The 19039-nt window shown below is 43.3% G+C and carries 21 protein-coding genes; 10 read left to right on the forward strand and 11 right to left on the reverse strand.

The genetic code is table 11. The annotated features are described in order from the left end of the window. Positions 1 to 5: 5 nt before the first annotated feature. Both CSV61_RS10475 and CSV61_RS10480 read right to left on the reverse strand, forming a co-directional pair. Positions 6 to 485, reverse strand: coding sequence for a DsrE/DsrF/DrsH-like family protein (locus tag CSV61_RS10475; RefSeq protein WP_099639185.1), 480 nt, complete (start codon positions 483 to 485; stop codon positions 6 to 8). Positions 486 to 574: 89 nt separating this feature from the next. Further along, complete coding sequence (locus CSV61_RS10480) at positions 575 to 838, reverse strand: metal-sensitive transcriptional regulator (protein WP_083034648.1); 264 nt, start codon at positions 836 to 838, stop codon at positions 575 to 577. A gap of 287 nt (positions 839 to 1125) precedes the next feature. On the opposite strand from CSV61_RS10480, the gene CSV61_RS10485 reads away from it, so the two are divergent. Both CSV61_RS10485 and CSV61_RS10490 read left to right on the forward strand, forming a co-directional pair. Next, positions 1126 to 1347: a DUF2187 family protein gene (locus CSV61_RS10485; RefSeq protein ID WP_029053955.1), complete on the forward strand. Its 222-nt coding sequence runs from the start codon at positions 1126 to 1128 to the stop codon at positions 1345 to 1347. 107 nt (positions 1348 to 1454) lie between these two features. Continuing rightward, entirely contained in the window at positions 1455 to 2111 is a 657-nt protein-coding gene (locus CSV61_RS10490) for a LysR substrate-binding domain-containing protein (protein WP_158233838.1), read from the forward strand. Here CSV61_RS10490 and CSV61_RS10495 read toward each other — a convergent pair. Both CSV61_RS10495 and CSV61_RS10500 read right to left on the reverse strand, forming a co-directional pair. After that, positions 2094 to 2981, reverse strand: coding sequence for a DMT family transporter (locus tag CSV61_RS10495; RefSeq protein WP_083034646.1), 888 nt, complete (start codon positions 2979 to 2981; stop codon positions 2094 to 2096). The genes CSV61_RS10490 and CSV61_RS10495 overlap by 18 nt on opposite strands. Continuing rightward, positions 2974 to 3894, reverse strand: a complete 921-nt coding sequence (locus CSV61_RS10500) for a LysR family transcriptional regulator (RefSeq protein WP_099639187.1) — start codon at positions 3892 to 3894, stop codon at positions 2974 to 2976. Before CSV61_RS10500 ends, CSV61_RS10495 begins: the two co-directional genes overlap by 8 nt. Positions 3895 to 4007: 113 nt before the next feature. Here CSV61_RS10500 and hutG point away from each other — a divergent pair, with 113 nt between their 5' ends. The 4 genes from hutG (at position 4008) to CSV61_RS10520 (ending at position 8931) form a co-directional block, all read left to right on the forward strand. After that, complete coding sequence (gene hutG / locus CSV61_RS10505; RefSeq protein WP_099639188.1) at positions 4008 to 4967, forward strand: formimidoylglutamase; 960 nt, start codon at positions 4008 to 4010, stop codon at positions 4965 to 4967. After that, positions 4964 to 6154 (forward strand): sodium/glutamate symporter, encoded by a 1191-nt coding sequence (gene gltS, locus CSV61_RS10510; protein WP_099639189.1) that lies wholly within the window; start codon positions 4964 to 4966, stop codon positions 6152 to 6154. Before hutG ends, gltS begins: the two co-directional genes overlap by 4 nt. 592 nt (positions 6155 to 6746) lie before the next feature. Beyond that, positions 6747 to 7973 carry a peptidase T gene (gene pepT, locus CSV61_RS10515; RefSeq protein WP_099639190.1) on the forward strand — a complete coding sequence of 409 codons (1227 nt, stop codon included), beginning with the start codon at positions 6747 to 6749 and terminating at the stop codon, positions 7971 to 7973. Positions 7974 to 7977: 4 nt separating this feature from the next. Further along, the gene (locus tag CSV61_RS10520) at positions 7978 to 8931 is read left to right on the forward strand and encodes a DMT family transporter (RefSeq protein ID WP_099639191.1); all 954 of its coding nucleotides are present in this window, start codon (positions 7978 to 7980) and stop codon (positions 8929 to 8931) included. Between the two features lie 48 nt (positions 8932 to 8979). Here CSV61_RS10520 and CSV61_RS10525 read toward each other — a convergent pair whose 3' ends face one another. The 4 genes from CSV61_RS10525 to CSV61_RS10540 are packed head-to-tail and all read right to left on the reverse strand — an operon-like array spanning position 8980 to position 12855. Beyond that, complete coding sequence (locus tag CSV61_RS10525; RefSeq protein WP_369824355.1) at positions 8980 to 10152, reverse strand: DMT family transporter; 1173 nt, start codon at positions 10150 to 10152, stop codon at positions 8980 to 8982. Continuing rightward, complete coding sequence (locus CSV61_RS10530) at positions 10149 to 11219, reverse strand: ABC transporter substrate-binding protein (protein WP_099639245.1); 1071 nt, start codon at positions 11217 to 11219, stop codon at positions 10149 to 10151. The genes CSV61_RS10525 and CSV61_RS10530 overlap by 4 nt, the downstream gene beginning before the upstream one ends. 32 nt (positions 11220 to 11251) lie before the next feature. Further along, positions 11252 to 12031: an ABC transporter ATP-binding protein gene (locus tag CSV61_RS10535; RefSeq protein WP_099639192.1), complete on the reverse strand. Its 780-nt coding sequence runs from the start codon at positions 12029 to 12031 to the stop codon at positions 11252 to 11254. Positions 12032 to 12036: 5 nt separating this feature from the next. Next, positions 12037 to 12855: an ABC transporter permease gene (locus CSV61_RS10540; protein WP_099639193.1), complete on the reverse strand. Its 819-nt coding sequence runs from the start codon at positions 12853 to 12855 to the stop codon at positions 12037 to 12039. Between the two features lie 107 nt (positions 12856 to 12962). On the opposite strand from CSV61_RS10540, the gene CSV61_RS10545 reads away from it, so the two are divergent. Beyond that, the gene (locus tag CSV61_RS10545; protein ID WP_083034637.1) at positions 12963 to 13670 is read left to right on the forward strand and encodes a hypothetical protein; all 708 of its coding nucleotides are present in this window, start codon (positions 12963 to 12965) and stop codon (positions 13668 to 13670) included. Positions 13671 to 13706: 36 nt separating this feature from the next. On the opposite strand, the gene CSV61_RS10550 is transcribed toward CSV61_RS10545, so the two are convergent. Both CSV61_RS10550 and CSV61_RS10555 read right to left on the reverse strand, forming a co-directional pair. Further along, entirely contained in the window at positions 13707 to 13985 is a 279-nt protein-coding gene (locus CSV61_RS10550; protein WP_099639194.1) for a hypothetical protein, read from the reverse strand. 98 nt (positions 13986 to 14083) lie between these two features. After that, positions 14084 to 15163, reverse strand: coding sequence for an AI-2E family transporter (locus tag CSV61_RS10555; protein ID WP_083034635.1), 1080 nt, complete (start codon positions 15161 to 15163; stop codon positions 14084 to 14086). A gap of 255 nt (positions 15164 to 15418) precedes the next feature. Here CSV61_RS10555 and CSV61_RS10560 point away from each other — a divergent pair, with 255 nt between their 5' ends. Then, the gene (locus CSV61_RS10560; protein WP_099639195.1) at positions 15419 to 17068 is read left to right on the forward strand and encodes an SLC13 family permease; all 1650 of its coding nucleotides are present in this window, start codon (positions 15419 to 15421) and stop codon (positions 17066 to 17068) included. Positions 17069 to 17116: 48 nt separating this feature from the next. Here CSV61_RS10560 and CSV61_RS10565 read toward each other — a convergent pair whose 3' ends face one another. Continuing rightward, the gene (locus CSV61_RS10565; RefSeq protein WP_099639196.1) at positions 17117 to 18313 is read right to left on the reverse strand and encodes an MFS transporter; all 1197 of its coding nucleotides are present in this window, start codon (positions 18311 to 18313) and stop codon (positions 17117 to 17119) included. A 145-nt stretch (positions 18314 to 18458) separates the two neighbouring features. On the opposite strand from CSV61_RS10565, the gene CSV61_RS17215 reads away from it, so the two are divergent. Together CSV61_RS17215 and CSV61_RS10570 are read left to right on the forward strand one after the other, a co-directional pair. Beyond that, positions 18459 to 18581, forward strand: a complete 123-nt coding sequence (locus tag CSV61_RS17215) for a hypothetical protein (protein ID WP_255397532.1) — start codon at positions 18459 to 18461, stop codon at positions 18579 to 18581. Positions 18582 to 18754: 173 nt separating this feature from the next. Further along, a complete protein-coding gene (locus tag CSV61_RS10570; RefSeq protein WP_083034632.1) occupies positions 18755 to 18964 on the forward strand; it encodes a CsbD family protein in 210 nt (69 codons plus the stop codon). Positions 18965 to 19039 lie beyond the last annotated feature (75 nt).

A 19039-nucleotide genomic window follows, 5' to 3' on the forward strand; every position in this document is an offset into this window, starting at 1 on the left:
AAAAATTAAATAAACAAGTTCACTTGACCATCTTGCGCTTCTCCTAAGTATGCCGCTACACCACCATACTCAACTTCCTTAAGAAGTTCGCCCTCACCAAGCCCTAGTAAATCCATTGTCATCGTACACGCGATCAATCTTACATCTTGCTCTACTGCCATATCGATCAGTTGTGGTAATGTCATCGCATTATGCTTCTTTATCACTTGCTTGATCATCTTAGGACCCATTCCCGCAAAATTCATTTGAGATAATCCCATTCTATCTGCTCCACGCGGCATCATTTTCCCAAACGCCTTCTCAATGAAGCTTTTATTACTCTTAATAGGTTCGTCTTTCCGCAACGCGTTCAATCCCCAGAACGTATGAAAAATCGTAACTTCATGATCATACGCCGCTGCACCATTCGCAATAATATAAGCGGCCATTGCTTTATCATAATCACCACTAAATAACACGATCGTCGTTTTCTTTTGCTCCGTCATATTCTCTTCTCCTTTATTGTAAAATTACTAAACAAAATACCTATAGGGGTATATTATATGTTGTAAAAAAAAGAGTCAAGTGATGTTGCTCATCGACTCTTTACTAGAAGATCCACCGCTTCGTTAATGATAGATTCTTGCGTACGATCATCCACTTCGTCTAGATTTTCCATGCAGGCGATCAAATTCGAGCTCACAATTACACCAATTGTACGATCAATAGCAGAACGACTGGCTGATAATTGCGTGATCACTTCTTTACAGTCCTTGCCTTCTTCCATCATACGCAAGACACCTTTGATTTGACCCTCTAGACGCTTTAATCGATTTTTGACTTTATCATCGTATTCCATATCGCTCAACCTCCTTATTGTTAACTCTACAATATACCCCTTGAGGTATATTGTCAACCAATTGATTTGCCTATTATCCGTACTATGCTATCTCTGTGGATGGTACCAGTCAACTTCCATAAATGATTGTTCGAAAAACTTGCTCATTCGACACAAATCTAGTATGATGATTAATTTCTCAAAATGTGTTATACTAGTTCTAGTAAGCTATTGTACGTACTTTTCGTCTAGCGTTAATGACAAATTACGACAAATTAGATTCCATACTACTGAAGGAGTTGATTCGATTGGCATTCCCACGAAAAGATCGTCCAGTTTCTGATTTTGTAGCATCACGGTATGTAGACGAAGTCATATCTTTCAACCGTAATGAACATGAAGTTTCCGGAACCATACACAAGATTCTCGAAAACTCCGTCATTGTGAAAATTTCTGAAGAAGACGCAGAAAACATTGGAGCAGCTTCCAACATGACTGTCGTCGCACACAAAAATTACACAGTTCTATAATTGCACGTTCGATGCCTTGCAGATTAATGCAAGGCTATTTTTTCACACAAAAACAAGTCATACCAGTAGGACATTTACTATAAAAACACGCATTGGAGATGATGAAGTTGACCAATCGTACAAACGCAGAATCCACACAAACCACAGCACTCAAAGGCACTCTACGCATTGCCGCTTCACCGGTTATTTCGCAAGCTGTTCTACCCGACGTTCTCACTCGGCTACATGCGAAATACCCCGACATGCGCCTGGAACTGACGACTGCTTCACCTTCTAACATTTTGCGCTTACTCAAAAGCAAAAAGGCCGATATCGGTTGCAGTGAACGAGACAACTTACCATTGTCAAACGCATTTATGCAAGACGAACTGTTACTCTTTGCTTCTGCTACGCATCCGCTCGCACATAAAAAAAGATCGTCGATTCTGGATTTGCAAAATACGCATTGGATTTTACCAGACACGGAAGACCCTAGCCGTTCGTTGATTGATCAAGCTCTTCAACAATACGGAGTACAAGCAAAACCCACTATAATGGACTCGCCGGAAAGTATCAAACAAGCTGTTCTGAGTGGACTAGGTATTGCCATTTTATCGCGCCATAGTTGCAAACATGAACTGGCAACAGGTGAACTCACCGTACTCCATTATGAAGTTACACCTATTCAACGCACGTTTTATACAGGAACCTATTCTAACACCAACGAAGTACAAGCATTTCTCAGCGAACTCGAAGCCTATTGTCGTCTATGGCAAGTCAACTAGTCCTTTATTCAACTCTCGTTTGCTGCGCCAGTTCACGAGGAATATTCCCAAACTGATGAGCATGCCCCCTAAAATTAATGACATAGATAACTTCTCATCCAACAGAACCCATCCCGACAATGTCCCGAAGAACGGTGCCAAAAACAGAAATGCACTCGTTCTCTCGGGATTTCCTGTTTGCAATAAATAAAACCAAATAGAAAACTGCACAATGGAAGCGGCAATCGCAAGCCATCCCAAAATCGCCAATGACAATGGATTCGCTACGAAAAATGGTTCCTCGAGTACATAACTCGCTAAAAATAGGATCAATCCGCCAAATAACATCTGATAAGCAGTCATCACCCATGTATCAAAACGATAGCCATGTACTTTGACAAGCAACGTCGCGCAAGCCCACGCTACTGCCGATAAAAACCCTAACACCGTACCAATTTTCCAATCCAAATGACCGCCCATTGTAATAAATACCCCAAACAAACCACAGATCACACCAACCCACTGTTGCAAGCGGTAACGAATTTTTAGTACTAGTGTTCCGATGACCACAACAAGCAATGGGTTTGTAAATGTTAAAATCGACGTTTCACCTGACGTAATCGTGCGAAGCGCTATAAAAATACACCCCATCACTGCAGCGGTCTGCAATGAGCCGATCAGCACAAGCCACTTCCACTCTCCAAATGTTTTAGGGTGTGGCTTTTTCATAATCTTCACGACTACCGCCATGATGGCTCCTGCAATAGTGAAGCGCAATGCGACTAGCAACAACGGTGAAGAGTATTCCAACCCGATTTTCCCAATAGCAAATGACGATCCCATTAAAGCTGTCGTGATGACAACTAACATACCGAATAAAAACTTATTCATCTAGTTCTCCCCCTTCTTTCCAGTTCATAGAAGAGTCACGCTGCATTTGCATACTACCGATCAACACCTCAATAGCTGGTGGCATATAACGTTTTTCCAAATAAGTGAGATACACTGTGCGTGTCAACGTCTTCGAATTTGTCGTTTTAATTACGAGGGTTGGATCGGATCGATGCGCAAAATATTTTTGTGGAATAATTGAAATTCCAATATTCTCTCGTACAAGCTCTACAATCGTTTCAAAGCGCTCAACTTCGTAACATATATTCATGCGCACTCCTTCTTCAGCAAACGCAGCAAAAATATCTTGTCTAGTTTGCAGCCCAACACTCGTGACAATAAACGTCTCTTCTTCTAGGTCGGCTAGCGTAATTGAATCTTTGCTGGCCAGACGATGTTCGGGATGCATAATAACTGCTAACTGCTCTTGATATAAAGGTATCGTGACGATATCCGAAGCTTCTATAAATTGATTGGTTAAACAAACATGGACAGCGTACTGACGGAGCGCTCGTTCAACATCTCCACGTCCTAACACCTCTATTAACTTCACATGCATCGATGGAAACTCTTGACGGTGTGCTAATAATATAGAAGGAAGCCAATTTTTCACCGATTCAATCATACCGATCTGCACACTTCCACTGCCTGTCCACTTCACTTCTTTAATTTCTTGCTGTAAAATATCTGCCTCATGGAGAATCTGCAATGCGCGTTCATAAATCACTCTACCCGATTCCGTTAATTGGACACGTTTGGTCGTTCGTTCAAGTAACTGAAATCCTACTTCAGACTCCAAGTTCTTGATCGCTTTACTGAGTGAAGGCTGTGAAAGATGAAGTTTTTTAGCCGCTTCAGAAAAGCTCGACTGTTGCACTACCATGACAAAATACTGCAATTGCTTGAATTCCATTCATCTCACCTCCATTTATAACCCGAATGCATAAGTATATGAAAAACATGTATTAGAATTAATAAGTACAAACCAGTATAGTAAGAATATCACGTTGGAAAGGGTGAAGTATATTGTTAGTTCCATCAAATGAAAAATACTGGACAGGTCGTACTGATCACGAGACCGACAGAGCTTCCTTCCGAATGCATCAAATCATCCAATTTTCCGAATTAAAAGAAAGCGCTACCAATAAAACTTGTACTCTCATCGGATTTTCTTCCGAAGAAGGTGTACGTCGAAATAACGGCCGTCTCGGTGCTGCAGAAGGACCGAATGCATTACGTAACGAACTAGCGAAACTACCTTGGCGCTTGCCTGCTAACTGTCAGCTAGTTGATATAGGGACTGTCGTGTGTGAAGACGATCAGCTAGAACAAGCGCAAGCTGAATTAGGCGCAGTCGTTCAAAAGAGCCTTCAGTATCGTACGAAGCCTGTCATTTTAGGCGGTGGACATGAAACCGCTTACGGTCATTATACAGGAGTTCGAGACTTTCTTGGTCCTGACGCGAAACTTGGTGTCATAAATATTGACGCTCATTTCGATTTGCGCGGCTACGATGAACAACCTTCTTCAGGCACAATGTTCAAGCAGATGCTTGACGCTGATCCGAATGTGGATTACCTCGTGCTGGGGATTCAAGAATTCGGCAATACGGACGCATTGTTCGCGGAAGCCGATGCACAAGGCGTGACATATGTCACAGAACAACAGATTACGACAAGTCCTTTAGACGATACATTACAAAAAATACAGTTATTCATTGAAAAACAGGACGCTATTTTGTTAACATTATGCTCGGATGTCTTGAACTCTGCGTTTGCTCCAGGTGTCAGTGCGCCGTCTCCCTTCGGATTGGATCCGTTGATTGTACGCTCTTTCATACAAACTGTTGCATCGCATAAGAAAACCCTTTCATTCGACATTTCCGAAATCAATCCGTCACTTGACCATCATAATCAAACGGTTAAGCTCGGGGCTTATCTTACAAATGAAGCAATCTTTGCATTGCTGGGAGGTCGAAACACATGACAATTGAGCTAAATCAAATTACTACGCTATTTTTAGCGTTAGCTCTCCTAACACTGGGTACGATGTTAGTCCGTAAAGTCGGCTTTCTCCAGAAATTCTGTATCCCTGCCCCTGTTGTCGGCGGTTTACTGTTCGCAATTTTAGCGACTATTTTAAAGTACTTCAATTTACTGAGTTTTACATTGGACACTTCTTTGCAAAACTTATTTATGCTGACGTTTTTCACAACAGTCGGTCTTGGCGCTAGTTTTCGCCTAATCCGTCTGGGCGGAAAACTATTGATGATCTACTGGGCAGCTTGTGGTTTCTTAGCACTGGCTCAAAACGCTATAGGGGTTTCCATGTCCTACATATTTGGTCTGCATCCGTTGATCGGTATGATGGCTGGAGCTGTCTCCATGGAAGGCGGGCATGGAGGTGCTACTGCTTACGGGGAAACGTTAGAAAGTCTTGGAATTGATTCTGCATTATCCATCGGTATTGCGGCAGCTACTTTCGGACTCGTAGCAGGCGGTCTCATTGGCGGCCCTATCGTGAAATACTTGATCAACAAATATGATTTAAAATCTACGGAAGTCGAGCACGGAGAAGCGTATTCCGTGGAATCCTTTGAAAAACCAATCAACACCGATAACTTCCTGATACAAACGTTATTGATTACACTTTGTATCGCAGGCGGTACGTTAATTGGGGATCTGTTCTCTAGCGCTACTGGTTTCGTCATGCCTGGTTACGTAGGCGCAATGTTTGTTGCAGTGATTGTACGAAACATTGTGGACCGCGTGAAGGAAGATGCGGTTCATATGACGAGCATCAACTTGATCGGCGACGTATCACTTGGTATTTTCTTATCGATGGCGTTAATGAGCATCAAGCTGTGGGAAGTTGCGGATTTGGCGCTTCCATTGTTGCTGATCGTCTTTGTACAAGTAGTCTTCGTCGCATTGTTTGCGATCTTCATTCTGTTCCGTTTGCTCGGTAAGGATTACGATGCAGCAGTTATGATTGCTGGTTTCGCAGGCCACAGCCTAGGTGCGACACCTAACGCGATGGCGAACATGGCAGCCGTTACAGGACGTTATGGTCCGTCACGCAAGGCCTTCTTGATCGTTCCTATCGTAGGCGCCTTCCTCATAGACGTTGTCTCGATGCCGATCATTATCACTACGATTAACATATTTAATTGATGGTCGTAAATTAAACGCTTTAAAAATGTAAGCTAATTAGTGAGTGCGTGGGGATTGAAGCTCCAGTTGGGGGACGCTTTCCGGGGGAGCAATCTTGAGCCGCTTCCCTCACTTCGTTCAGTCCAGGGTCTCAAGATCACTCGATTCCCCAGGAGTCGCCCCCAACTTCCGCTTCAATCCTACTTACCTAGTGGAGGTACTTATATCGCTCATTGTAGGTAGTGTCTCAATTATTGTTGTGTTTCAACTTATTAAAGTTAAAGTACAGAACCAGTTACAACACTTATTTCATTGACTTCAATACGTATCACCCGCTCTGATTGTAAGGGATTGGCGCGTAGGAGGGGCGACTCTGGGAGGATCAACCCGATCAGGTGAGACAACTAGGAGAGCGGAGCGAACAGTTGTCTCACCGCGGGCCCTCCAGAAATGCGTCCCCTCCGTAGCGCCAATTCCCAACCCCAACAGCAATTCACCCTAAACCATTTCCAAGAACCGAGAATTTCGGTTCTTTTTTTCTTTTTAAGCGAAATATTCATACAGCTCTGTTAAAATGAAAACATTAATTCGTATCTTGAGAGGAGTCTGCTTCATGAAAGAAGAACTGATCGAACGGCTGATCCGCTATGCTAAAATTGACACTCAATCCGATGCTTCTTCGGACACGACACCGTCTACTGCAAAACAGTGGGACCTACTGCGCATGCTTGAAAAAGAAATGGCCGACATCGGTCTCGAAGAAATTTCAGTTGATGAAAACGGCTATCTATTCGGCACATTACCGGCTAACACCGACAAACAACTGCCTACAGTCGGTTTCCTAGCCCATGTTGACACGGCAACTGACTATACAGGGACAAACGTCAAACCGCAACGCATCGACAACTATGACGGTAAAGACATTTCATTGAACGAAACCACCCTCATGAGCGTGCATGCATTTCCTGAGCTCAACAACTACGTAGGCCACACGTTGATCACGACGGATGGCACAACATTATTAGGTGCTGACGATAAAGCCGGGATCGCGGAAATTATGACAGCTATGCATTACTTAGTTGAACACCCCGAAATCAAACACGGCAAAGTACGTATCGGCTTTACACCTGACGAAGAAATCGGACGCGGCCCGCATAAGTTTGATGTAGAACGATTCGGTGCCGATTTCGCCTACACGATGGATGGCGGTCCGCTTGGAGAACTTCAGTATGAGAGCTTCAACGCGGCAGGCGCAGAAGTAACGTTTCACGGAACGAATGTGCATCCTGGAACTGCAAAAGGTAAAATGGTCAACTCTCTATTGATCGCGGCAGAGTTCCATCAAGCTATGCCGGAACATGACATCCCACAAGAAACAGAGAACTATGAAGGCTTCATTCATTTAATGGAAGCGAATGGTTCCGTAGAAAAAACTACTTATCAATACATTATTCGTGACTTTGACAAAAACTCTTTTGAATCGCGCAAACAACTCTTACAAGATACTGCTGCACTTTTAAAAGAAAAGCACGGTGAACATACGGTAGAGCTGACGGTTACAGATCAGTACTTCAATATGGGCGAGAAGATTACGCCTGTCATGGAAATTGTTGACGTAATGGAAGAGGTTTATCGTAGTCTCGATATTGAACCTAAAATCGCACCGATTCGTGGCGGTACGGATGGTTCACAACTTTCCTACATGGGAATGCCAACGCCAAACATCTTCACAGGCGGTGAAAATTACCACGGTAAATACGAATTTATCTCAGCAGACAATATGGTGAAAGCTACACAAGTCATTATTGAAGCGCTAAAACTTCAAGAGCAGCGCGGTTAAACGCATGAAAGCAATTGGAATTGGCATATTGTCTGCACTCTTTTTCGCGGTGACTTTTGTGCTGAACCGGTCGATGGAACTGGACGGTGGCAGCTGGATGTGGAGTGCATCCTTGCGTTATTTCTTCATGGTACCATTCCTAGTGATCATCGTAGCCATGCGCGGTGGCCTGTCTGGCGTCAAGCGGGAGATGAATGCGGCACCTTGGCCATTTTTCATCTGGAGTTGCGTAGCATTCGTGCTGTTTTACGGTCCTCTGACGTTTTCTGCTGGTTATAGTCCAGGGTGGCTCGTTGCAGGAACCTGGCAGATGACCATCGTGGCTGGAGTGTTGCTAGCGCCCTTCTTCACGTTCCAAGCCAAAACAGAAGACGGCGAAATACGCACGATTCGTCACCGTATTCCCGCTGCATCATTGGTGATTTCATTGGTCATCTTAGTCGGGGTTGTGCTGATCCAGATTCCACATGCAGGGAGCGTATCGACGAAAACGATTCTCCTTGGTACCTTGCCGCTTGTCATAGCTGCGTTCTCCTATCCACTCGGCAATCGAAAAATGATGAATCTAGTCGGGGGACGGCTCGATATGTTCCAGCGTGTACTAGCGATGACACTGATGACGATACCGATTTGGTTACTGCTGGCGATTTATGCAACAGCAACTGTCGGCTTGCCCTCTATGAGCCAAGTCGTGCAATCATTAATTGTCTCAGTCAGTTCAGGCGTGATCGCCACTTCACTATTCTTCATGGCAACGGATATGGTGCAGCATGATCAAGGAAAACTGGCAGCAGTCGAAGCTACGCAATCCGTCGAATTAATTTTCGCCATGCTCGGAGAGATACTATTGCTTAGCTTGCCAGTACCAAGCGCTCTTTCATTAGTCGGTGTGCTGGTCATTATCGGAGGCATGTCATTGCATAGCTATCAAACTTCATTAGCTGCAAAGAAAATATAGAAAAGGGTTGTCCTCAGGTCAATTAATGACCCGTTGGACAACCCTTTTTCAAATTTCACGCTTTCGCACTTGTGGCAAAATGCGTTTTTTCAACAGTTGCGGTCTAATTTCGGACAATAAAATGGCAATGAAGATAATGAGTGCACCTAAGAACATACGGAACGTCAACAGTTCATAGGCAAGGGCTACAGAGAAAATCATACCCCAAACTGATTCCGTCGATAATATAATGGCCGCTTTCGTTTCTGACAAGTGCTTTTGTCCAACTGTCTGCATCAAGAATGCCAGAGTCGTAGAGAATACAGCTAAGTATAGCACCGAACTCAAACCTTTTGGTTCCATGGAGAATGACATCTCGCCCATTCCAATTACGGTCACCCAACTGATCACAGCGGCGGCAGCCATTTGCAATAACGTCAGCAAGATCGCATCTTCTGTGCGGACAAATCGTGCCGTGTAGAAAATATGAAACGCGAACATCACAGCACAACCGAGCGTCAGCATATCGCCAATGTTAATAGAGGTGGACCACTGCAATGATAAAACCGCCACTCCAATCAATGCCAATACCGCGCCAAACAATTCAAAGGTATCTAGCTTCCGCTTATATAAAATGAGTGCGATAAACGGGACCATCACTACATTGACACCAGTTAAAAAAGCATTTTTCGAAGGGGTCGTAAACTGCAAGCCCACCGTTTGCAAAGCAAATGCCGCATACAGCAATACACCAAGCAATGCACCTTTCCATAGCACCGACTTGTCCACCCAAAGTAGACGTTTATGGAAAACGACACTAAGTAATAGCGCCCCTATTGCAAAACGTACGGCCAATATTTGATACGGCGTGTAATACTCCAAAGCGAGCGCGCTCATCACAAAGCCGCTCCCCCAAATAATAGCAGTGATCGTCAACCCAATCTCACCTATGTATTTCCTCATGCCCCTCACCATACTTCCACTAATCAGTCCTATTATTTTAGCATGATTTTCTGTCAGATTATAGCCAAATTCATAGAGAATTCCGCCTTTTGTCAGCGAAAATGATGTGTGAGGAACGTATCTTTGCACTAGCGAACAGTTGGCTCGCCGCGAGCCCTCAGGAACGCGTCCCCTCCTACACGCCACTCCTACCCCAACAGCCTTTCCAGAGCAAAAAATGAAGCCATCGCCAGAAGTCACAAACATCATGACTTCTCCGACAACTTCACCAACTATCAATCCTCGTATACTCCAATCTCTTTAATCGCACGCTCGACAAGCGATGGATCAACAGACTTATCGAAGTCAATCTCACCACGTATCGCGCCGTTCGCTTTGTACATCTTATACTGCTTCTTAATATCGTCGATAAACATTTTACCGTTCGGATCAAGCCCTGTTACAAACACTCTCTCCCATAGCTCAGGATCTTTCAGCGCCGTGTGTTTCACCATGATGTCAATAATCTCTTCCTTACCTTGATCTTTAAAGAACGCGTCATTATAGTCACGCACCCCTTTTAGATAGGCTGCCATAAAGCGTAACGAAAGTTCTTTATTCGCCATGAACTGCGGTGAAGCCAACACCATAGCGATCTGCGATTCAGGTGCATAATCGGTAGCGTCACCAAAACGCACGTGAAAACCTTGATGGATACCTTGCGCGATAAGCGGCTCAATATTCAATGCTGCATCAATCGTACCTGAATCAATCGCTCCAAGCATTGCGCCGAAGTCCGCGATATGCACATATTCTACATCCTCTTCTGTCAAGCCAGCATGCTTCAGCATCTCTTCATAGATATATCCATCGATCGAGTTGCGAGACGATACTGCGATTTTCTTTCCTTTAAAGTCGCTGTACTCCTTAATTTCATCGACCATATGATTACCGATGACGAAACTGAAATAAGACTTGCCGGGCATATTATGACCTTTATCCGCGATGATCCGTACGTCAATTCCTTGAGCAATCGCGTTAAAGAATGATGCAGTAGAAACGCCACCCGCGATATCCACTTCACCGGCAGCTAGTGCAGGCAACATGTCATCGCTGTTTGCAAAGTCCGCAAAGTCTACACGGATATTGTAGTCTTCAAAATAGCCCTTTTCTTTCGCAATATAGAAACCAGCTCCAGAAGCAGCCCCATCTTCTGCTATAAATACCTTCGCTTGTTTCTCAAGCGGCGCCAAATCTCCTGACGCCGGCTTGCCGTCATTCGTTACAGGCTTCGCAACTTCTTTTGGAGAACATGCCCCCATCATCAAGACGACCGATAATAGGCTAAATAATCCTGCCTTCTTCATCCATTTCCCCACATCATCTCTCCTTTTATCATTTATTCTCTTGATTTCTGTACTTCCTCTTGTAAGTGATGCCAGATCTCGATGAATTTGGCTGCCATTTCAGGATCTTTTCGGACATCCTCCATCTTTCTTGGCCTCGGTTTATCAATAATAATTTCTTCGATAATTTTACCCGGTTGAGCCCCCATCAATAAAATCCGATCACTAAGCAATAACGCTTCATCAATACTATGTGTAATGAACAACACCGTCTTTTTCGTTTCGGCCCAAATACTCAGCAATTCTTCCTGCAAAATAAAGCGGTTTTGTTCATCAAGTGCACCAAACGGTTCATCCATCAATAAAATTTCCGGGTCATTTGCAAAAGCCCTCGCAATACTCACCCGTTGCTTCATTCCGCCAGACAATTCCTTTGGGTATAAAGAAGCGAAACGTTCCAATCCCGTCTTCTTCAAGTAATAGTCCGTTCGATCATTTATGAATGCTTTTGGTAAGTCACGCATCTTCAACCCGAAGGCTACATTTTCGCGTACCGTCAGCCACGGAATGACACCACGTTCCTGAAATACCATCGATTGCAACGGACGATCATTCGTTTCTGTCGCAATGGTGAAACTCCCGACACTCGGCTGTTCAAGTCCTGCCAAAATACGTAACAGTGTCGTTTTGCCGCATCCACTCGGTCCAACAAGACAAACAAATTCCCCTTCATCCACTGTTAGGGATATATCTTCAAGCGCAATGACACTCCCCTGTTTCTTATAAAAAGCTTTCATAAGTCCATCCACCGTGATCTTTGGCTTCCCCTCCATTTCTTTCACCTCCATGGTAGTAGTTTATTTTGAAGCGCACGCAGTATAAGCGAGAATAAATAACCAAAAAAGGAGATGAGTATTAATCCCACATACATTTCGGGTAATAAGAAGGCTTTATAGGACGTCCATATCAAATAACCGATCCCAGAAGTCGCTCCCATCATCTCTGCCGCCACAATCGTCAATAGTGCAATTGCCTGCCCCATCTGGATTCCTTCGAGCATAACAGGCAGTGCACCAGGAAGAGCGATTTTAAAGAAGAAGTTCCACTGGCTCGTTTGATAATTATTGGCAACATCCAAATAAATTTTATCGATATTTAATACACCCGCCGCCGTATTGATGACAACTGGGAAAAACACACTTCCTGCAATTGTCACGACCTTCGACAAATCTCCAATTCCGAATAAAATAATAATGATTGGCAATAATGCCAATGTCGGAATCGGCATAAGCGCCATAACGATCGGTTGCACGAAATGCCGGATTGGAGAGTATAACCCCATCAATAAACCAACGATAATACCCGGAATAACACCTGCTAAAAATCCGATGAAAATCCGATACAATGAGACACCAACATGTTTCGCCATCACGCCGCTCACAATCATGTCATAAAAGGTTTGCACAATCGTACTAGGCGGCGGGAAAAAGCGAATATCTAAAATACCCGTTCTCGACATCACTTCCCATAGCACCAACAGGAATACCGGCGACACAATCGTCAGCAATTGCTTGCCGCGTTCTTTGCGTTGCCGCAACTTCCATTCCCTTTGCTCCACCTCAAATGATTCATTACGAGCTAATTCTTGAGTCTTCACTCTTCACCACCTCTTCACTGCCTATTGTATGTAAAGGCCTAGTAAACTGGTTGGGCAGGCATCACGTTCGGGTTGTTTCCGCAAAGTAGTTTGATTATACTGAAGATATGACTACACTTACATCAGACCAAATCAGAGAATTGAATAGTTACAGTGTTTACTTGGAACAGCCCACACATCCCGTCTTCACGCTAGCGGACGTACTGGATTCTTCAAAGGTACAGAGTGTCGTCCAAGTTGCCCAGACGGTCAGCCAAAGTCCGAATGAAGTTGTCGCGACCTCGTTCTTCGTACGTCGACTGGGTATGTTTTTCGCCATGCAGCTCTATAATTTAGCTGCATACGACGAAATGTGGAATGGATCGGCAGAAAATCTACAGTTCGGTGCGCGGGAGGAGTTCGGTAATAAAACGATTAGCCTATTTGTAGATGGCGCAGACTGGGAACTGATTGATGACGAAAACAGACACGCACATATTAAACGTGTGCTGGATGATGCACATGCCGTGATTACCTCATTGCGTAGCGCGGTATCCATATCTCCTCTTACTTTATGGGAAAATATCTTCGGTTTCTGGCTCTGGCAATATCATGTATTATTATCTGACCCAGGATCGGAGATGGAAGCAAGAGAGGATTTAGAGACGCTAAAAAACGATACCACATGGACGGGTATCGCTGATCACTCTCGTTTCGCAAGCTATTTAAACGGCGCCGAACCATCCGCTTTATTGAATACGACGGTTCGCAAAACTTGTTGTTTTTCTAAAGATGTACCTGGGTTGATACGTTGCGGTTTTTGTCCATTACTATGAAAAACAGGCTTTCGCTCATTATGCGAAGGCCTGTTTTTAACGTTTGCGATACGCATAATAGGATTGTTTAGTCGAATAGATAATCCCCATTGCCGCACCACTATAAAAAAACCCCATAAAAATTCCGGCAGACCAATTCTTTGGATGACTGATGAATACGGAAAGTGCGAGCGCGACTACAGTGGCTATTGTTGAAAGCCAACTAGGTGGCAATTTAAAAATCCATTTGACGATCAATACCACGACCAAAACAACTGGAACACCCCACATGGCGTCCCATACATTGGTGTGAATAACCGGAAATTCCGTCAGCATTGACTAACACCCTTTCGTTTTCGTTAGGATGTGTAGTTTTGCTTTATTCATCCATCGTAAAACCTCCTAGTTACAAAACTAGGAGATCAGTTCTATCGCTATACATTCTTCGTGGCGGCTTCACTTATTTCATTACGCATTTCATAGATATTTTGCACAATCACTTTGCCAACTGCATAAGCAGGCACAGCTACCAAAATCCCAAGGAATCCTGCAAGACTTCCGGCCACTAATAATACGGTTATGATCGTAAGTGGATGAACATCGAGTGATTTCCCCATAACGTTCGGTGTAATTAGATTACTATCGATTTGCTGCGCAACTAGCGTAACGACTCCGACCCAAATCACTAATTTAGGTTCCTGTAAATAGGCAATGATTAAAGCTGGAGCCACCGCAATCCACGGTCCGATAAATGGAATGATATTCATGAATAATGCGAGAATGGCTAGTAGTAAAGCATACTGAAGTCCGATGATAGAGTAACCAATAAAAATAATTACCGCTAAAATAGCACTAATTAATAACTGTCCTTGAATATAAGAACGTAAAACTTGGTCAATATCTTCCAACGTCTTCTTGATCCAAATACGTCGCTTACCAGAAAAAATATTATAAATTTTCGGAGCAAGTTTTTCATGATCCTTCAACATGAAGAAGAAGAAGAACGGTACAAGTAACAATAAAGCTACCGCTTGGACGAATGTTTGTACAAATTGCACGAACCATTTACCAAATGTTACCGCAAACTGTTGGACGGAATCGACTGCTGAATTCAAGGAATCCTGCAATCCTTCTGGTAGATTATCCTTTTGATTGATCGCTTTATCTTTCAGTTGCTCGAGTTGATGGGTGAGAGCTGGCCCATTGTCCACCAAATTATTCACTTGTTTCGTCACCATCGGTCCAATGATTGCGACCAATATCCAAATAACGGCTACAAGTATGAGCATAATCGTTATAATACTTCCCCATCTTGGCATATTCTTCTTTTCCAAGTATTGCTGGATCGGTACCGTTATGTAATAAAGCAGTCCCCCAAAGATTAAAGGCATGATAATCGTTTGTAAAATGACTCCAACCGGTCTAAATATATAGTTTACTTCTAAAAAGAATTTTGTGATTAACAATGCCAATAATATACCGACACCAACCTGGAACCAAACCTTTTTCGTCAAATGCTCACTTCCTTTCTAGTTTAATTTATATAGTTAGCTTTATTATACGCGGTTGCATCCTCCATGTCGAAAATCTTCTTCACCTTTTGCTATACAATAAAACTTGATTTTTACACTGTATTGTAACAATAATTGTCTAACTATGCGAAAAAGTCTTAATTCCTCTTGTCCAAGTCGCATTTACTCGGTAAAATGGTTCTGTCTTGGAAGATTGCAACTCTTCAAGAAATACAACATAGAAACGAAGGGATCTTAATGTTACAACAGACTTGGAATCGTCTTTGGTCGCTACATGATCAAGTGAAAGATGTCTTCCGCTTTTTCACTGCACCTGACTCTTCTGAAATGGTAAAAGGCGGACAGGGTGGAAAAAAGATTGGTGTCAATCACGAAGGAGGAGGCAGAGACTCCCGCAGTTATTCAGCTACACAGCTCATTGGATTAATACTAGGTCCTTTACTCTTTTCCCTTATTTTATTGTTCTTCAAACCTGCTGATTTATCTGCAGCCGGTATCGCTATTTTAGCCAGTACTGTATGGATTGCAGTGTGGTGGATTACGGAAGCCATTCCAATTCCAGTCGCTTCCTTGTTACCACTCGTACTGTTTCCGATGACAGGCGGACTGGAAATGAAAGACACGGCATCTTCCTATGGAGATGAAACCATTTTCTTATTTATGGGCGGATTTATGATTGCACTCGCACTTGAAAAATGGAACTTACATCGACGAATTGCACTCACAATTATTTCTGCCATCGGGACAAATATGGACAAAATTGTTCTAGGTTTCATGGTAGCTACCGGATTTCTGTCTATGTGGATATCTAATACCGCAACAGCGATGATGATGGTGCCAATCGGTTTAGCAATTATCACACAAGTAACGATCGCTTTGAAAGACGATACATCGATCGACACATCTAAAGAAAACTTTGGTTTCGGTAAAGCGTTGATGCTTGGTATTGCCTACTCTGCTTCATTAGGCGGAGTCGCGACTTTGATTGGTACTCCTCCAAACACACTGCTTGCAGGAGCTATTAATAAAATTTACGGCATCGAATTATCATTTGGTAAATGGATGTTATTCGGTGTACCTTTCGCGTGGGTATTCATCTTACTAACTTGGTGGTATTTAGTGAAGATAATCTATAAATCGCCAGTCAAAACATTACCTGGTGGACGTGAAGTCATCGATAAAGAAAAGAAATTGCTTGGACGCCCGTCAATTGAAGAAGTTTTAGTCTTCATCGTCTTTGCTCTAGCTGCTTTTTCATGGATTACGCGCTCGTTCTTCTTATCAAAATTTATTGACGGCTTAAGTGACGGGGTCATTGCGATTGTTTTTGCTATGATTTTGTTCATCATCCCGTCTGTCAATAAAAAAGGCGATCACTTGCTGGATTGGAATACGGCAGTGAAGTTGCCATGGGGTATCTTACTTCTATTCGGTGGCGGATTAGCTATTGCAGCCGGCTTTGTCAGCAGTGGTCTGTCTGAATGGATCGGTGCTCAGCTGATTGGTTTGAAAGGCGTTCCACTTATCGTCATTATTCTGATCGTTGCGACATTGGTTATTTTCTTAACTGAAATCACATCCAATACAGCAACAGCTTCCATGATGTATCCAATCATGGCTTCATTGGCCGTAGCACTTGGTTTCCATCCATACGCATTAATGATTGCTGCGGGCGTAGCAGCATCATGTGCGTTCATGCTACCAGTTGCCACTCCACCGAATGCGGTCGTTTTCGGATCTGGTTATCTACGGATTCCTGATATGGCAAAAGCAGGCTTCGCGCTCAATATACTCGGAGTCGTGCTCGTAACACTTTGTATTTACTTCTTGCTTCCATTATTGTGGGGCATCGACTTCCAAACTATACCAAAAGTATTTAAAGACTAAAACAAACCAGGTGCAGGGATTCTTTCCGAGCATCTGGTTTTTCATTTACTATGCTTTACTCAACGCGCTACGTCGTAATCGGATTAACAAAACATAGACTACAGGCACAACCGCTGAAAATATAGCAAGACCCGTCCACCCTGCGAACTGCCACAGCGGTGCTACTAGCGTACTTCCTGCCGCCATACCCATATAATACGAAACGAGATACAAGCTTGATGCACTCCCTTTGTGATGCGTTGCCTCTTTACTTACAGAAGCTGCAGTTAAGGAGTGGGCAGAGAAAAAGCCGAGACAGATCACGCAATAACCGGTAATAATTAGCGGTAATTTGGTGGGAATGGTAAGAAGACAGCCGACTGCCAGTAGTAAAACACCCATAAAGCGAACCGCATTCATTCCTACTTTACTCGCAATGGAGCCAGCCAACGGTGCACCCATAATTCCAAATGCATACGCGAAATAAATATAAGAAACCTCATCCAACGTCATCGAAAATGGCAAAGCCGTCAAATGGAACGGCAGAAACGTCCACATACCGGTAAAACTCAGCTGCAATACGATACCAAGTCCAAAGACAATTAGCAATGCCGGATTCTTTAAATGTATACCGAAACCTTCCAGATCTTTCTTCATTGACTCAGCACTCGGTACGAAGTGAACGGATTTTGGCAAAACAACTAGTAAGAAGATAAATACGGCCACACCTATAATTGTCAGAAGTTGAAGTGACAGCTCCCATGACCAACGTTCCGCTAAATAGCCCGTTACAAAACGTCCCAGCATACCACCTGTGCCGTTAAATGAAATATAGAGCGCAGTCGCCACACTCACTACCCGCTCGCTGATCTCTTCATTGATATACGCAAGAGCGGCAGCTAATACACCAGCCATCGCAAAGCCCTGTATAAATCGCAACACAAGGATGACTGTAAAAGAATGTGTCAAAAACATAGGAATAAATAAAAGCGCCGTTAGTAATACGGAGACTTTTACAAAAATGGACCTGCCCAGTCGGTCTGAATAAAACCCCAGTATCACCAATCCGAAAATTAGACCTACTGTATTGACAGACATAGCTAAGCTGGCAGTGGATACCGAGACATTAAATTGCTTTGTTAAAATAGGTAGCAAAGGCTGTAGGGCATACATCGCGGCAAAAATTAGCACTGAAGCAATGCCTAGCCCGATGACAATACGCCAAAATCGAAGCTCGCGAATCGTTGATTTTGCTTGTACATTCATGATGACACTTCCAGTCCCTAAAATGTGAATAATGAAATTATATCACTACACTAAAAGTTTAACAGGAAATAGTAAAGCCCATAAGGAATTCCTCTGTATAGTATCTGTATAAAGAGCCATCCTACCATTTGGAGGTGTTAGACAAATGAACAAAATGGCGATGACAGCTGTCGGACTTGGTGCACTATACCTTATGCGAAATAAGCAGTCACGGGAAAAACTTATGGAGCAAATTAGCAACCTTTCAGGAATGAACAGTAATCCGTAATGCCAATCATTTGCATACACCCGAAAGACCGGAGCCTTTAGAAGGTTTCCGGTTTTTCATTTCCTTTATAAGTCTGTGTTGTATCTTTTCAGTATCTTCCGATTATATTTTGGATGTTTTCTCTTTTTATATTGGGGTATTTATATACTAACAAACGAAACGGAGGAGATAATATGAGTAACAAAGATCACGGCGCAGAAGATAAATTAAAAGGTATTGGCAACAAAATTAAAGGTGGCGTAAAAGATACTGTAGGCGATTTAACTGATGACGCTAAAATGCAAGCTGAAGGTAAATGGGACAAAGCAAAAGGCGCTACACAAGAGAAGATTGGTGAAACAAAAGAACATTTCAGTGATGACGAAGCACATCCTGAAAAATAATATGTACAATCATCAGTCTGCTGCTCAATCAGCAGACTGGTTTTTAATTGCTATGAAAAAGAAGGATCTTCCATT

It is taken from the genome of Sporosarcina sp. P3 (genome assembly GCF_002743415.1).
In the GTDB taxonomy this organism is placed as follows: Bacteria; Bacillota; Bacilli; order Bacillales_A; family Planococcaceae; genus Sporosarcina; species Sporosarcina ureae_A.

Excerpts from the sequence above, each read along its gene's own strand:
- CSV61_RS10545 (WP_083034637.1), top strand. The coding sequence starts at position 12,963 with ATGACTACACTTACATCAGACCAAATCAGAGAATTGAATAGTTACAGT.
- CSV61_RS10535 (WP_099639192.1), bottom strand. The coding sequence starts at position 12,031 with ATGGAGGGGAAGCCAAAGATCACGGTGGATGGACTTATGAAAGCTTTT.
- CSV61_RS10560 (WP_099639195.1), top strand. The coding sequence starts at position 15,419 with ATGTTACAACAGACTTGGAATCGTCTTTGGTCGCTACATGATCAAGTG.
- CSV61_RS10500 (WP_099639187.1), bottom strand. The coding sequence starts at position 3,894 with ATGGAATTCAAGCAATTGCAGTATTTTGTCATGGTAGTGCAACAGTCG.
- CSV61_RS10550 (WP_099639194.1), bottom strand. The coding sequence starts at position 13,985 with ATGCTGACGGAATTTCCGGTTATTCACACCAATGTATGGGACGCCATG.
- pepT (WP_099639190.1), top strand. The coding sequence starts at position 6,747 with ATGAAAGAAGAACTGATCGAACGGCTGATCCGCTATGCTAAAATTGAC.
- CSV61_RS10480 (WP_083034648.1), bottom strand. The coding sequence starts at position 838 with ATGGAATACGATGATAAAGTCAAAAATCGATTAAAGCGTCTAGAGGGT.
- CSV61_RS17215 (WP_255397532.1), top strand. The coding sequence starts at position 18,459 with ATGAACAAAATGGCGATGACAGCTGTCGGACTTGGTGCACTATACCTT.
- CSV61_RS10495 (WP_083034646.1), bottom strand. The coding sequence starts at position 2,981 with ATGAATAAGTTTTTATTCGGTATGTTAGTTGTCATCACGACAGCTTTA.
- CSV61_RS10530 (WP_099639245.1), bottom strand. The coding sequence starts at position 11,219 with ATGAAGAAGGCAGGATTATTTAGCCTATTATCGGTCGTCTTGATGATG.
- CSV61_RS10565 (WP_099639196.1), bottom strand. The coding sequence starts at position 18,313 with ATGAATGTACAAGCAAAATCAACGATTCGCGAGCTTCGATTTTGGCGT.
- CSV61_RS10570 (WP_083034632.1), top strand. The coding sequence starts at position 18,755 with ATGAGTAACAAAGATCACGGCGCAGAAGATAAATTAAAAGGTATTGGC.
- gltS (WP_099639189.1), top strand. The coding sequence starts at position 4,964 with ATGACAATTGAGCTAAATCAAATTACTACGCTATTTTTAGCGTTAGCT.
- CSV61_RS10475 (WP_099639185.1), bottom strand. The coding sequence starts at position 485 with ATGACGGAGCAAAAGAAAACGACGATCGTGTTATTTAGTGGTGATTAT.
- CSV61_RS10520 (WP_099639191.1), top strand. The coding sequence starts at position 7,978 with ATGAAAGCAATTGGAATTGGCATATTGTCTGCACTCTTTTTCGCGGTG.